The organism is Ensifer sp. GW821-FHT05G01 (assembly GCF_059419585.1).
Genome location: NZ_JBWKSC010000002.1, coordinates 173,973 through 187,502 on the forward strand (window position 1 = coordinate 173,973; position 13,530 = coordinate 187,502).

A 13,530-nucleotide genomic window follows, 5' to 3' on the forward strand; every position below is an offset into this window, starting at 1 on the left:
CTAGCTCCGTACTGCTGTTGCGAGTGCTGCAAGGTTGATGTTGTCGCGCAGCTTGAGACCGGCCGGGGCGTATTCCGCCAATTTTCCGGCGTAGGCTTTCGGCAACGGGTAGGCCAGATCTCCAACCTTCGAGGTCCGCAGGCCCATGCCCACAATCGCTTCGGCGAACTTGACCGCGGCTGCAACTCCGTCGATGACGGGAACGCTCAGCCGCTGCTGCAAGCGCTCCACGAGGTTTGACATGCCAGCGCAACCGAGCACGATCGCCTCCGCACGATCCTCGCTCAGAGCCTTCTGACACTCCGCCAATATCGCAGCATCCGCCGTCGAATCCAGCTTTTCAAGGTCAAGTACGGGCACGTCAGTGGCACGCACGCGCCGGCAATGGTGCTGCATGCCGTAGCTACGGACGAGGTGTTCGGAGATGATCCGAGTACGCTCAAGGGTCGTCACGATCGAGAAACTCGTCGCCACGAACGTTGCGGCATGCATGGCAGCTTCGGCAATGCCCAGGACTGGTGAAGCGGTGATTTCGCGCGCGGCGAGCAGGCCGGGATCGCCGAAGCAGCCGATGATGTATGCGTCTGCCGTCTCCCCTTGCGCGATCTCGTCGATCACGCCCACCACGCTCAAAGCCTCGTCGTAGTGCCCCTCGATCGAGGCGGCACCCGAGCGCGACGTCGCCAGGATGATTTTGCTTCCGGCAGCAGCAACCGTTCGGGCGGTATCACCCATACGCTCTGTCATGGTTGAGGTGGTATTCGGATTTATGAGTTTGATCAGCATTCATTCCCTCCCGGATTGTATACAATAATTATCGATATTGTTGAAGGCGTCGGGGCATTTCAGATGCCCCATGTAGCTCGGCTACGGTGCTTGGCTGCATGCCAAGTGCGGCGATAGAGCCGATGGTTCCAGCCTATTCCCCTCCTGATGCCTGTCGAATTTTTGTTTGTCGGCCAAAATGTCGACAATACAAAATACGATCTTGACGCAAAATTGTATACATGAGAAAGTCCTTAATGTCTATACAAAACGGTGTGGAGGCCGCTTGTATCGACGGCGCGAGGAGCGCCCAAACGGAGGAAAAAACTCATGTCAGTGAATAGACGTACGTTCCTGCAAGGGGCGGCCGGCGCTATCGGCTTGGCCATCGCACAGGGTGCATTGTCGAAAATCGCCTATGCGCAAGGTGCCGCGGGCACGCTCAGGGTTGCTATCGCGAAACCTGCCGGCAACCTCGATCCGCAAAGCCACTATGCCATCTGGGCGATCCAGGATCTGATGTTCGAGCCGCTCGTGAAGTACGGCAAGGGCGGTCAGATAGAACCTTGCCTTGCGACCGACTGGAAAATCGCAGACGGAGGCAAGACGCTGCATCTGACGCTGCGCGAGGGTGTGACGTTCCAGGACGGCACTAAATTCGACGCCGCCTCGTGCAAATGGAATCTCGAGCGCTGGATGGGTCTCGACCAGTTCAGTTGGATGAATTGCTCCAAGCACTTCCAGTCACTGGACGTGGTCGACGACTACAACATCACCCTGCACTTTAAGGAGCCGGTGCTCGCGCTGATGCAGGAGCTTTCCTATACGCGGCCGACGCGTTTCCTTTCGCCCAAGTCGGTTGGCGCCGACGGCAAGTTCAAGGATCCAGTCGGAACAGGCCCCTGGCGCCAGGTCAGCGCGGATGATACGCAGAGCGTCTTCGAGCACCACGAAGGCTATTGGGGTCAACTGCCGTCCTACGAGCGCCTTGAAGCCAAGGTCATCCCCGACGCTCGGTCGCGCGTCGCGGCGCTTCGCGCCGGCGAAATCGACCTGATCGGCGGTTTCTGGATTGCGCCGCTGACGCCGGAAGAGGGCAAGCAGCTCGAGGGGGCGGGCTTAAACGTGGTCGTCGATCCCGGCAACGTCACGCTGGTCTTGGCGTTCAATCCTGATCGCGCCGAGGCGCTCAAGGATTCGCAAGTGCGTAAGGCTGTCAGCATCGGCATCGACCGCGCGGCGATCTCCAAGGTGCTCTACCACGGTTACGCCAAGCCCGCAGGCAACATGTTCTCTGGTGCCTTGCCCTATGCCGGGACGCAGTATGATGCTCCCGTCCGCGACGTTGCGGCCGCATCGGCCTTGCTCGAAAAGGCCGGTTGGACGGGTAGCCCGATCCGGTCAAAGGACGGCAAGCCGCTGACGCTCGAACTCGTCGTCAGCCCCGACGCAGTGCCGGGGTCGCGCGTTATCGCCGAAGTCATCCAGTCCGAGATGAAGGAGATCGGTATCGACCTCGTCATCCGTTCGGTCGACCACGCCTCCAAGCACACGGATATGCTAGAGCAGAAGTACGACCTCGGCTTCTTCCTCACCTATGGCGCGCCATACGATCCGTTCGGCTCGATCGTGGCGCTCTGCCTGTCGACTTTCAAGAATGACGTCGAGGGCAAGCTGGTGACCGATCCGGTCAACCTCGATCCGTTGATCAATGCGGCGACGGCCGCGACCGGGGATCAGATCCAGCCGACCATTCAGAAGGTCTACGACTGGCTGAGAGACAACGACGCGATTGCGCCGCTCGTCTACGTGCCGAGCATTTGGGCGCATTCGCAGCGGGTCCACGGCTTCACCAGCCCGGTCACCGAATACGACATGCCCTACGAAAACATTCTGCTGGACGAATAGGAGGGTATCTTGATCCACTTCATCAGCAAGCGGCTGAAGCACTCCTTGGTCCTATTGTTCATGGCATCCGTGGTTTGCTTCACTCTCGTCGTATCGGCACCCGGCAATGTTGCCGTTCTGATTGCCGAGTTGCGGGGAGCCGTCGCCACACCCGGTTATGTTGAACAGGTCGAAGAAGAGATAGGACTGAACAAGCCACTGCTGATGCGCTACGTGGATTGGCTTGGCGATGCGGTTCGCGGAGACTTTGGCATCTCCTATAGAACCGGACAGGACGTCAGCGCGGATCTCGCCAACCGGATGCTCGTGACCGGTACGCTGATTGCGGGCTCGGCCGTGATCGCCACTCTCATCAGCCTGGCTCTCGGGTTCCTCGGAGCCTTTTGGCCCTACAGATTGCCGGACCGCGTCTCGCGCGGTCTGGCGCTCCTCGGCGCGTCAACCCCGACGTTCTTTGTCGGCGCGCTGATGATCTACGCTTTCTCCGTTACCTTCCAGCTTCTGCCGTCGTTCGGGTTCGCCGGCCCGAAAAGCTGGATCCTGCCGTGGCTCACCGTCGCGGTTCTGCCGGCGGCCGTCCTCAGTCGCGTCGTGCGGGTCGGTTTGGAGGAAGCAATGACCAGCCCCTTCGTTCTGACTGCAAAGAGCAAGGGCCTGGGCCGCACGGCGATCCTCTTCCGCGAGGCGCTGCCCAACATCACGCCGCTCTTCATCAATGCACTCGGCACCCAGGTCGGTTTGATGACTGCAACCGCGATCATCGTCGAACCGCTCTTCGCCTGGCAGGGCGTGGGGGATTATTTCCTCGCCGGCGTGCGCTTCCGCGACTTCATGGTGGTGCAGGCCTGCCTGCTCATCTTCCTCACTTTCTTCATCGTGGTGAACCTGATCGTCGATCTAGCGGTTCTTTTGACCGATCCACGCATCCGTCGCCAATGGAGCTGATCATGAACATGCTCAATCCCATTCTGGCCCGATTGAACAAGATGCCGCGCGCGGCACTGATCACCATCGGCCTCTTCCTCGCGCTCGGAACCTTCGCGCCCTGGCTTGCGCCCCAGGATCCGAGCACCCAGAACCTGCTGGAGGCGGGGCTTGGTCCGTCCGCCGCCCACTGGCTCGGGACCGACCACCTCGGACGCGACACTTTCAGCCGGCTCATCATTGCCGCGAACACCTCGCTCGTCAGCGTCGGTTCGGTTCTCGGCGTTGCCATGACTATCGGCATCCTGCTCGGAACGATCGCCGGCTATCATCGCGGCTGGGTGGATGACCTGCTGATGCGCGTCGTCGATGTCGGCTTGTCCGTACCGAGCCTGATCATCTCGCTCGCCGTCATCGGCATCGTCGGCCCAGGATACTGGACGATGGTGCTGGCGCTGGCGCTTGCCTGGTGGCCCATGAGCGGCCGCATCAGCCGGGCTGTCGCCGTCAGCATCATGAGCAAGCCGCATATCGAGGCCCTACGTGTGCTCGGAGCCAGCCCCTGGCGCATCTATTTTGGTCACCTTCTGCCGGGCACCATCGGCTCTGTGATGGTCTATGCCACGGCCGATGCCGGCACGGCTGCGCTGGCGGTCGCGACACTGAGCTTCCTTGGTCTTGGCATCCAGCCGCCGACGCCGGAGTGGGGGCAGATGCTCGTCGATGCGCTGCCCTATCTCGAATCCGATCCGCGCCAGGTTCTGCTTCCAGGCCTCGCTCTAACGGCCGCCGTGATCGGCTTCAACACACTCGGCGAGTCCATCGCGCTTAACCGCATTCCGAAGCCGCTGACCCGGCGCATGCTGGCACTCCGCCGCGCCGAGGTTGGAAGCTGGAGCAAGGAGAATTCCGATGCATGACGAAGCGCTCCTTGAAGTCAGCAATCTGACCGTCAACTTGCTGACAGCGAAATCCGCAGTCCGTCCCGTAGACGGTGTCAGCTATTCGGTCCGCCAGGGCGAGTGTCTCGCCATTGTCGGCGAGAGCGGTAGCGGCAAGACGGTGATGAATTTCGCACCGCTCGGCCTGATGCCAACAGGCGTGACGACGATGCTCTCGGGATCCGTCAAGCTCGAAGGACGCGAGCTGATCGGGCTGCCCGAGCCTGAGATCCAGAAGCTGCGCGGCAAGTCCGTCGGCTTCATCTTCCAGGATCCGATGAGTGCCCTCAACCCGGTGCGCCGGATCGGGCGGCAGATTGCCGAGATGGCCGAATTGCATCTGAATATGACGCCGAAGGCCGCCGAGGCGCGCGCCCTCGAACTGGTCAAGCTCGTCGGGATCTCCGACCCGGTGGCACGGTTGCGGCAATATCCGCACGAGCTCTCCGGTGGCTTGCGTCAACGCATCGTCATCGCCATTGCGCTTGCGGGCGAGCCGAAGCTGCTGATCGCCGACGAGCCGACAACCGCGCTCGACGTGACGGTTCAGGCGCAGATCCTGCGGTTGCTCAAGGACGTGCAGCGTCGGCTCAACATGGCGATGGTGTTGATCACCCACGACATGGGCGTGGTCGCGGGTGCCGCCGACAACATCGTCGTCATGTACGCGGCGCGTGCCGCAGAATGCGGTCCAGTCGACAAGGTGCTGGTCAGCCCGCGTCACCCGTACACAAGGGGGCTGATCAACGCGATACCGAGGCGGGAGGACCCGATCGGGTCGGAGTTCCGCGGGCTGCCCGGCATTCCGCCGACGCTTGGTGCACCGATCAAGGGCTGCGCGCTTGCGCCGCGTTGCGAGCTCGCCGTCCCCGCATGCAGCAATAGCCGCCCCCCGTTGGTCCGGTCGGACGACAGCGCGGTTCTCGTGGCTTGCCCGGTCGTCAATCAAGGAAAGGCTGCCGCATGACCCAAGCACCTGTTCTCAAAGTCGAAAATCTGCAGACTCGTTTCAAGAGCGTTCAGCGAGGCAAATTCGTCCACGCCGTCGACGACGTTTCGATCGAGCTCTATCCGGGTGAAATCGTCGGCCTTGTCGGTGAATCCGGCTGTGGCAAGTCGACGCTCGGACGCACGATCGTCGGGCTCGAGAAGGCGAGCAGCGGACGTGTGCTGCTCGATGGCGTCGACCTCAGCGGTCTCTCGGGCGCAGCCCTTCGCGACAGCCGTCGGGCGTTGCAATACGTCTTCCAGGATCCGTATTCGTCGCTGAACGATCGCCAGACGGTGGGCGAGGCGATCGATGAAGCTCTTGTGATCGCCGGCACCAGATCGCCAGAGGAACGGGATCGCCGGACGAAGGAGCTTCTGGACCAGGTCGGCCTGGCGTCCGCCGTCAGAGACCGTCATACGCGCGAACTCTCGGGCGGCCAACGTCAGCGCGTGGCAATCGCTAGATCGCTTGCTGTGAACCCGCGCGTGCTGATCTGCGACGAGCCGGTGAGCGCGCTCGATCTTTCGATCCGTGCCCAGGTGATGAACCTGTTCCTGCGGCTGCAAAAGGATCTGGATGTGGCATGCCTGTTCATTGCCCATGATCTGGCACTGGTGCGGCAGGCCGCCTCGCGGGTCTATGTCATGTATCTCGGCAAGATCGTCGAACACGGCTCGTCTCAGGAACTCTACGACCGCCCGAGCCATCCCTATTCGCAGATGCTGCTGGCATCCGCGCCCGAGGTGGATCCACGGATCGAAAAGCACCGCAGGGGCCCGTTGATGATCGGCGAAGTCCCCAGTCCGACAAACCCGCCGTCGGGCTGCCGGTTCCGGACCCGCTGCCCCCTGGCGGTGGACGACTGTGCCAAGGCTTTGCCGCCGTCCCGTGTCCTTCTGCCGGGTCACAGTGCCGCCTGCACTTTCGCGGTGGATCTTCATCGCGGCAAGCGTTCGGCTCTCGTTCAGCATGAGGTGTCGGCTGCATAGGGCCTGGGAGCACTAGCAGATGGCCTAGCAAAGGATGCCCGCGACGGCGCGCTTGGGCGTTGCCGGCCGGGAGATAGCCCGTCTATCCGAAGCCCACAGTTCCCTCGCATCCTTTAAAGCTGGGGATGCGCGACTGCCCCGCCATCGCGCGGGGCTCTTTTTTGTCATCACGGCAAGAAACCGGAAGTTTACGCGACGGAATGAAGTGCGGCACGCCGAAGCAGGGCCTCGCCGCGAATCCTGCTACCGCTAACAGTGGTAGGATTCGCGTTCGAAACGTATCAGGCGGGACTCTCGGTCGCCTTTGGCCCACGTTGCGCGGCTGTGACAATGACGATCGCCAGAAATGCAGCGGCGCCCGCCATGCCGACGGCGCCTGTAATCCAAAGCGAGTGCACGACACCCAGACCACCCATTGAGACCGCCATCGCGACGGGGGCGATGGCGGACGTCAGTTGCTTGGCGGAGGTGCACCAGCCAAGCCGCCGCCCGTATCCTTCGCGGCCGAACAGTTCGAGTGGCAGGGTGCCGCCGACAATGCTCGTCAGGCCGGACCCAAGACCGAAGCAGATCGCGAACAACACCGCTCCGGGTCCCCAGGGCGTGGTCAAGAGCAGGATCATCAAGCCGATCGGCAGAAGCGCCGTCGCAATGACTGCGAGCCAGCGCTGGGATAGCTCCTTGCCAAAGCCCAGATTGGTCAGACGGCTGGCGACCTGGGCCGGACCAAACAGCGACGCCACCAGCAATCCCGCCGCTCCAAGACCGAGCGCCTGGGTCAGCGGAACCATGTGAACCAGGATCGCCGAGAGGGCGTATCCTTCGACGGCAAAGCCGACCAGCATGAGGGAAAACACCAGCATGCTTCCATTCGCGCGATGTTGGTCCCCGGGCGCGGTGGTCGTGGCTGCCACCGCCGGAGCGGATCTGGACGTTAGCCGCCCCAATGCAAGATGAACCGGAAGGCAGACCAGAAGGTTCATTGCGGCAAAGAGCAGATAGATCTCGCGCCAGGACAGATACCCGTGAAGCCACGAGGTCAGCGGCCAGAACACCGACGATGCGAATCCTGCTATCAGGGTCAGGTGGACTATCGACGTCTGCGCTGTGCGACCGCCCACCTGGACGATGGCGGTGAATGCCACGGCGTAAAGGACCGCCGTGGACACAACCTCCGTGAGCGCCAGTCCCAAGGCGAACGTCGTCGCTCCCGGTGCGAACGCCGTCAGGCAGAGCGACAGGGCGGCAAGAACGGAGCCTGTGGCCATGAGCCGTCCTGCTCCGAACCTGTCAGCAAGATGCCCCGCCACAGGCGCGGCAAGGCTGCCGACGAACAGGGCGATGGAGAAGGCCCCGAACACCCATTCCTGTGATCGACCGATATCTCGAGCAATGTCCGGCACCAGGATGCTGAAGGCGTAGTAGAGGGTGCCGTATCCAATGACCTGCGTGGCACCCAGGCCCCAGACTGTCCACACAGGCAGTTTGCTTTCCATCGTCAGACACCCTCGCTGACGGCTTCGGGCCGTGGCGAGCTACCGCAGCCACAGCCCGATCTGCCAGAGGATTTCGCGACAGCGTCTGCGACGCAGCACGCGTCAACTTCCACCGGCGCGGGACCGCCGCAGCAGCCGGCCGATGAGGTAGTGACAGGATCCGCACTACACACGCCCGTTTCCGGAAGGACAAGCTCGACCTGTCGTGCGGCCGCATGGTCGCCTGCAATCTCGGCGACGACCGATCGTACCTGCTCGTATCCGGTGAGCATCAGGAAGGTCGGCGCGCGGCCGTAGGATTTCGAGCCGACGATGAAGAAATCCTTCTCCGGATGTCTGAGTTCTTCGACGCCGTGCGGTGGTACCGTGCCACAGGAGTGCAGGTTCGGATCGATGAGCGGAGCGAGCGCGGGTGGCGCTTCGACAGCGGGATTGACCTCGACCCTCAGTTCCCGGAGGAACGAGAAGTCAGGCCTGAACCCGGTCGTGACGACGACCTGATCGACAGCAAGACTGATCGGCCCATCGCCCGCCGTGGCCCCGATCACAAGGCTACTGCCGTCGATCGCGATGCTTTCCGCCGCGAACCCGGTCAGCATGTTCAGACGCCCATCGGCGATGGCGCGCTTGGCGGCCAGCCCGAGGGCTCCGCGTTCCGGAAGCTGGTCATTCAATCCTCCACCGAGAAGACGCTCGACTCCGCTGTGGCGGAGCGCCCAGAAGATTTCGGTTTTGGGTTCGGTCTGCTGCAGTTCCATCAGCGCCAGGGCGACGTTGATCGCGGAATGGCCGCCTCCGACCACGAGCACACGCTTACCGATGAAGTCTGCCCGGCGCGCGCCGGCGACGTCGGGGATACCGTATGAAACCTTATCTGTAGAGCGTTCGCCCCGTACCGGGAGACCACTTATGCCCATGGGGTTCGGTTGCGTCCATGTGCCGGAAGCATCGATGACGGCTCGGACGGCAACGTCGTGCTCTCCGAGTGTGTCGGAGTAGCGCACGAGGAACGGTCTGCCGACACGCCCGTCCGAGGATACCTTGTCCAAGCCGTGGCGCGCGACGGCGGTCACCGTCGCCCCGAGCTTCAATCCTTTCGCAATCGCTGGGACACGCGAAAGCGGCGCTAGGTAGTCTTCAACGATTTCTCGGCCGTTCGGCAGATGGTTCGGCGCAGGCGCATCCCAGTCGAACGCCTCGAGGAGGTTTCGCGCGGCCGCATCGATGTTGTACCTCCATGGAGAGAAGACCCTTACGTGGCCCCACTCTAGCATCGCAGCGCCGACGCTCTTACCTCGTTCCAGGATCAACGGCTCGATGCCGCGCTCGACGAGGCGCGCGGCGGCGGCAAGTCCGACGGGACCAGCGCCGATGACGGCGACAGGGAGATTTTCAATCGAGGTCATGTGGTCTCCTTTTGTATTTCCAGAAGGTTCGAAATAAATGCGCAAAAAAGGGGCTTACACAGCCGCCTTCTCGGGACGCTTGGCGCACCCGGCGTCGATGCAGCACTCGTCGACGAGATAGCCGACAAGCGCGTTCATGTTGCGGTAGTGGGCGGTGCAAATCAGGGTCGTCGCCTGACGGTCCTGGACCACCAGTCCAGTATCCACGAGCCGCTTCAGATGGTGCGAGAGCGTGGAGGCCGGGATGTCGAGCTTCTCCTGCAGCCGCCCGACGGGAAGGCCGTCGTCGCCGGCGCGAACCAGCGCGCGATAGATGCGGAGACGCGTCACGTTTCCGAGGGCCTCGAGCTGAGATGCTGCTTTTTCGATAATCATGGAAATAGCGGTATCGCGGGCGATGTCGCGTGTCAAAGCCTATTTCGACAAATGCAAAAATAAGCCATGCCGAGGCCAAGCATGTAGCTCAGATGTACGGTGGTAAGTCATCTGCCGTGCGATCAATCAGAGCAACAGTTGCCGCCCGTTCCGCTTCTCCGCGCCTCCTGGATCGGCGGACATGGTACTGAGCCATAAGAGCAAAACACGCAGCAATCTCCGTCCTTTGGCCGCAAGACCGCTTCACAGCCCGTACAGTCGTAGAAGAACTGGCAAGCATCCGTTGGCATGGTTTCGGTCGCCTGCTTTCCGCAATGTGGGCAAGTCAAAGTCGAGCGCAGCTCCATCACGAATCCTTCTCTGGTTTTAACGTCGGAATGCAGCCGCGGGGCGATGCAATAGGTCGTTGGCGGTCTCGGCGCCCAAGATCATTTGAATCTCGCCCACGGACTCAGGAGGTCCCTACGGACGTGGCCGGCCAACGGCCAAGCTTCGGAGCGACGCGTACGTAGATCAGTTCGCTGACCAGCTCGACCAGCGTCTGCGTTACGATGATTGCGGGAAGCACGGGGAGGGCATCGGGAACGGCAAGGGCAAGCGGCAGAACGACCAGAGAGTTGCGCGTGGCGGCACTGAAGGCGACTGACCGCGCCGACGGCACGTTGAGGTGGAACATCCTGGCGGTGGCCCAACCCGCCACGGGGGCGACGACGGCGAAGGCCACGTAGATCGGCAATACTCGCAAGGCATCATCGAGGGCCGGACCTAGCTGCGGGACCACTGCAGCGACGACGACAAAGAGCACGACGGCGGTCGCCGGAACGGGCAGCAGGCCCAGTGCCGCGGAGATGCGCGCGGCGACAGCACTTCTGCCAGCCCAAAGCTGGACGAACACGGCAAGTGTCAGGGGAACCACAATGAGCCAGACGAACGCGTGTACGAACGGTCCAACCTGAACGAGTGCGGCCGCTTCGGAGCCCAGGAACAACGCCAGATAGCCCGGCAGGAGCACCATCTGGACGATCAGAAGCGCGGGCGTCGCCGCGAGCAGGAGCCGGGCGTCGGCGCGGCCGAGATGCGAGAACGTGACGACATAGTCGATGCAGGGGGTAAGTAGCACCAGCAATACGCCGAGACGCAGCATGGGATCGGCAGGCAGGAACTGGACGAGCGCCGCCACGATGGCGGGGACGACCAGAAAGTTGGTGACGAGCAGGACCGCGAGAAACCTGACGCGGGAGAATGCCTGCCGCAGATCGGCGAGCGGAACCTGAAGGAAGGTCACAAACAGCATCAGCGCGAGGGCAGGATTGATGCCGACCTCCAATGCCGTTGTGCCGGGGATGATAAGCGCGACGACCGTCGCCAGGACCACGGCGCAGAAGTAGATGCCGACTTGGTGTTTTTCGAGGATCTCGCGGAGGCTGGTCAAACGGACTGCTTTCCTCTTTCAGGTGATTGGCGGCAATGTTTCATGCAATCAACTGGATAACCACCCAGATCGCCTCATATTTTCGTGGTCAGCGTCAGCAGCCATTTCGGCATCGCGCCTTCGAGTGCCGTTTGCAGCACCCTGTCGCTTCCGGTGAGCGTCATCGTTCCCGCCAGGATCAAAAGAATGCCCAACGCGATCTTCAGGCCGCCCGCCGATCTCGTGATGTTGCCGCGCCAGCGGGCCAGGGCCTCCCGCGATAGCGAGCCGAGCAGCAGCAACGGCAGCGCGGCCCCAACGCCGAAGGCAAGCATCGTTGCGCTGACGGACCAGAGGTTCTCGCCTCTTGCGGCCATGACCGAGGCTGCGCCCAGAGTGGGGCCGACGCAGGGAGTCCAAACGGCTCCGAGCAGCAGTCCAACGCCGAACTGGCCTCCGATCCCGGAGCTGGACATTCCACGGAAGCGGCTTTGCGTCCAGTCGCTGAGCGGCGCGGCAGCCGTCGCGAACTTCGCCTGAAGTTGCGGGACGACGAGCACCGCGCCGACGAGGATGAGCAGCACAGCGGAGGCCATCCTGAACAGCGTCATGTCAAGACCGATGGAGAATCCTATCGTCGCGACAAACACGCCTATCGCCGTGAACGAGATGGCGACGCCAGCAGCCAGCGCGAGCGGGGCGGCCCTATGCTCGGCCGCCGCACCCGCCATCACGACCGGTACGAGCGGCAGGACGCAGGGCGACAGGATCGACAGGATGCCCGCGAGGAAGGCGAGTGCTGCCATTGTCAGAGCGCCTTGCGCAGGAAGGCCTCGATCTCAGCCGGATCGCTGACGCCAATGCTCCTGTCGATCTCCTTTCCGTTCTTAAAGAGGACCATGGTGCTCTGCGACTGCACCCTCAGCTTTTGAAGGACGTCCTTCTGGCTGTCGTAGTCGACTTCGAACTTTTTCATCGACGCGAAGTCACCATTGCCGACCAGCTTGGCGACGACGGGCTTCTGCGCCTGGCAGACTTCGCACCAAGGCGCTGTGACGTGGACAAGCACCGGCACTCCGGCTGCGGCTGCCTCGTTGAAGCCAGGAACGAGGTCTTCGGCAGCAATGGCAATCGGTCCTGCCGACAGCGTTAGAAGAAGGGCGGATGCGGTGGAAAGGAACAGGCGGCGGTTCATCGTGCGATCTCCAGATGTTTGGATATGGAAGGCGGCGCAAAGTGGGCGAAGAGCGTGTCGGCGGCATCGCGGGCCGCCTCGGGCGCGGTGATCTTGAGGCTCACGCCCTCGCGGGTCTCCGTGAGATAGAAGTCGAGGAACGCGCAGCATTCCGTCTCCTTGCGGACAAGGTCGCGCAACTCGTCCAAGGCTTCGGTCGCGTAGGTCAGTTCGATTGACAGCGGCTGCCTAGACACGTGCCGCAGGTGGCGCGATGCGAGCGCCTCGATCTGTGCCGTGCAGGTCTTGAAGTCACCCGCGTCCAGCGTGCAGGCGATGGGCGCGTCCTTTTTCTCCTCGGTGGAGCACGATTCGCAGCCACACTGACCCACAGTGGACATCGCAAAAGTGCCCTCGCGCCCGGTGGCCTGCCTGCGGGAAAGTAGGAGCAGACTTCCCAAAGGCAGCAAGACCAAGAGCGCCAGTGACCCCCAGGTGGCGGTGGCCCCCGCGGCGACACTCGCTCCGGCGGCGACTGTCAGCAGCGGGGCCGCGCAACAGGCGGCGCAGGCAACGAGGCCCACGCCCGCGAGTTTGGTCGTATTGTTCATTCTCTCGATCTCCCTCAATCGTGAATGGTCGAATCCTACTCCTTCAAGTAACTTGAAGGGCAAGGGAGCTAGATCGCAATGAACGTTCACATGTCCGTGTTCACCATCGGAGCACTCGCCAAGGCATCAGGCCTGACGACGCCGACCATCCGGTACTACGAGGAGATTGGGCTCATTCCAAAGGCGCGGCGCTCGGTTTCGGGGCAGCGTTACTACGAGGACGCGGACCTTTCGCGCCTGACTTTCATCAGGCAGTGCCGGGATTTTGGCTTCGGCATCGAGCAGGTGAAGGTGTTACTCGACCTCTCGATCAGCCAGGACAGAGACTGCATCGAGACGCGTGACATCGCCCAAGCGCATCTGGCGGAAGTGCGGCAGAAGCTCGATGAGCTGCAGGCGTTGGAGAAACGCCTCGCAGCGTTCGTCGATCGATGCAACGAAGCGTGTGCTGGCGGCCCAAGCTGCGACTGCGTCATTTTCAGGGAACTCGCCGAACCGACGTCGCAATCCTGTTGCGGGGGCGCGTAGGGCACGCGTCC

15 protein-coding genes are annotated in these 13,530 nt (G+C 62.4%); 6 read left to right on the forward strand and 9 right to left on the reverse strand.

From position 1 onward, the window contains the following. Entirely contained in the window at positions 1–786 is a 786-nt protein-coding gene (locus tag AC07UR_RS06655) for an aspartate/glutamate racemase family protein (protein ID WP_209789383.1), read from the reverse strand. Positions 787–1,095: 309 nt separating this feature from the next. Between AC07UR_RS06655 and AC07UR_RS06660 the strand changes: the two genes are divergently transcribed. The 5 genes from AC07UR_RS06660 to AC07UR_RS06680 are packed head-to-tail and all read left to right on the forward strand — an operon-like array spanning position 1,096 to position 6,518. Next, positions 1,096–2,673, forward strand: a complete 1,578-nt coding sequence (locus tag AC07UR_RS06660; RefSeq protein ID WP_209789384.1) for a nickel ABC transporter substrate-binding protein — start codon at positions 1,096–1,098, stop codon at positions 2,671–2,673. 9 nt (positions 2,674–2,682) lie between these two features. Then, positions 2,683–3,618: an ABC transporter permease gene (locus AC07UR_RS06665; protein WP_209789385.1), complete on the forward strand. Its 936-nt coding sequence runs from the start codon at positions 2,683–2,685 to the stop codon at positions 3,616–3,618. Then, positions 3,609–4,517, forward strand: a complete 909-nt coding sequence (locus AC07UR_RS06670) for an ABC transporter permease (RefSeq protein ID WP_209789386.1) — start codon at positions 3,609–3,611, stop codon at positions 4,515–4,517. Before AC07UR_RS06665 ends, AC07UR_RS06670 begins: the two co-directional genes overlap by 10 nt. Continuing rightward, complete coding sequence (locus AC07UR_RS06675; protein WP_209789387.1) at positions 4,510–5,505, forward strand: ABC transporter ATP-binding protein; 996 nt, start codon at positions 4,510–4,512, stop codon at positions 5,503–5,505. Before AC07UR_RS06670 ends, AC07UR_RS06675 begins: the two co-directional genes overlap by 8 nt. Further along, positions 5,502–6,518, forward strand: a complete 1,017-nt coding sequence (locus tag AC07UR_RS06680) for an ABC transporter ATP-binding protein (protein ID WP_209789388.1) — start codon at positions 5,502–5,504, stop codon at positions 6,516–6,518. The genes AC07UR_RS06675 and AC07UR_RS06680 overlap by 4 nt, the downstream gene beginning before the upstream one ends. A 281-nt stretch (positions 6,519–6,799) precedes the next feature. On the opposite strand, the gene arsK is transcribed toward AC07UR_RS06680, so the two are convergent. The 8 genes from arsK to AC07UR_RS06720 all read right to left on the reverse strand — a co-directional run bounded on the left by arsK (position 6,800) and on the right by AC07UR_RS06720 (position 12,991). Then, a complete protein-coding gene (gene arsK / locus AC07UR_RS06685; RefSeq protein ID WP_209789389.1) occupies positions 6,800–8,014 on the reverse strand; it encodes an arsenite efflux MFS transporter ArsK in 1,215 nt (404 codons plus the stop codon). A gap of 2 nt (positions 8,015–8,016) precedes the next feature. Continuing rightward, the gene (locus tag AC07UR_RS06690; RefSeq protein ID WP_209789390.1) at positions 8,017–9,420 is read right to left on the reverse strand and encodes an FAD-dependent oxidoreductase; all 1,404 of its coding nucleotides are present in this window, start codon (positions 9,418–9,420) and stop codon (positions 8,017–8,019) included. A gap of 54 nt (positions 9,421–9,474) precedes the next feature. After that, positions 9,475–9,795 carry an ArsR/SmtB family transcription factor gene (locus AC07UR_RS06695; RefSeq protein ID WP_209789391.1) on the reverse strand — a complete coding sequence of 107 codons (321 nt, stop codon included), beginning with the start codon at positions 9,793–9,795 and terminating at the stop codon, positions 9,475–9,477. Positions 9,796–9,917: 122 nt separating this feature from the next. Continuing rightward, positions 9,918–10,142: a GDCCVxC domain-containing (seleno)protein gene (locus AC07UR_RS06700; RefSeq protein ID WP_234941726.1), complete on the reverse strand. Its 225-nt coding sequence runs from the start codon at positions 10,140–10,142 to the stop codon at positions 9,918–9,920. A gap of 104 nt (positions 10,143–10,246) precedes the next feature. Beyond that, positions 10,247–11,227: an arsenic resistance protein gene (locus AC07UR_RS06705; RefSeq protein ID WP_209789392.1), complete on the reverse strand. Its 981-nt coding sequence runs from the start codon at positions 11,225–11,227 to the stop codon at positions 10,247–10,249. Positions 11,228–11,301: 74 nt separating this feature from the next. Beyond that, on the reverse strand, positions 11,302–12,012 hold the full coding sequence (locus tag AC07UR_RS06710) for a cytochrome c biogenesis CcdA family protein (protein ID WP_209789393.1): 711 nt from the start codon (positions 12,010–12,012) through the stop codon (positions 11,302–11,304). A gap of 2 nt (positions 12,013–12,014) precedes the next feature. Continuing rightward, the gene (locus AC07UR_RS06715; protein WP_209789394.1) at positions 12,015–12,401 is read right to left on the reverse strand and encodes a thioredoxin family protein; all 387 of its coding nucleotides are present in this window, start codon (positions 12,399–12,401) and stop codon (positions 12,015–12,017) included. Further along, a complete protein-coding gene (locus AC07UR_RS06720; protein ID WP_209789395.1) occupies positions 12,398–12,991 on the reverse strand; it encodes a hypothetical protein in 594 nt (197 codons plus the stop codon). Before AC07UR_RS06720 ends, AC07UR_RS06715 begins: the two co-directional genes overlap by 4 nt. A gap of 78 nt (positions 12,992–13,069) precedes the next feature. Between AC07UR_RS06720 and AC07UR_RS06725 the strand changes: the two genes are divergently transcribed. Next, positions 13,070–13,519 (forward strand): MerR family transcriptional regulator, encoded by a 450-nt coding sequence (locus tag AC07UR_RS06725; RefSeq protein WP_209789396.1) that lies wholly within the window; start codon positions 13,070–13,072, stop codon positions 13,517–13,519. Positions 13,520–13,530 lie beyond the last annotated feature (11 nt).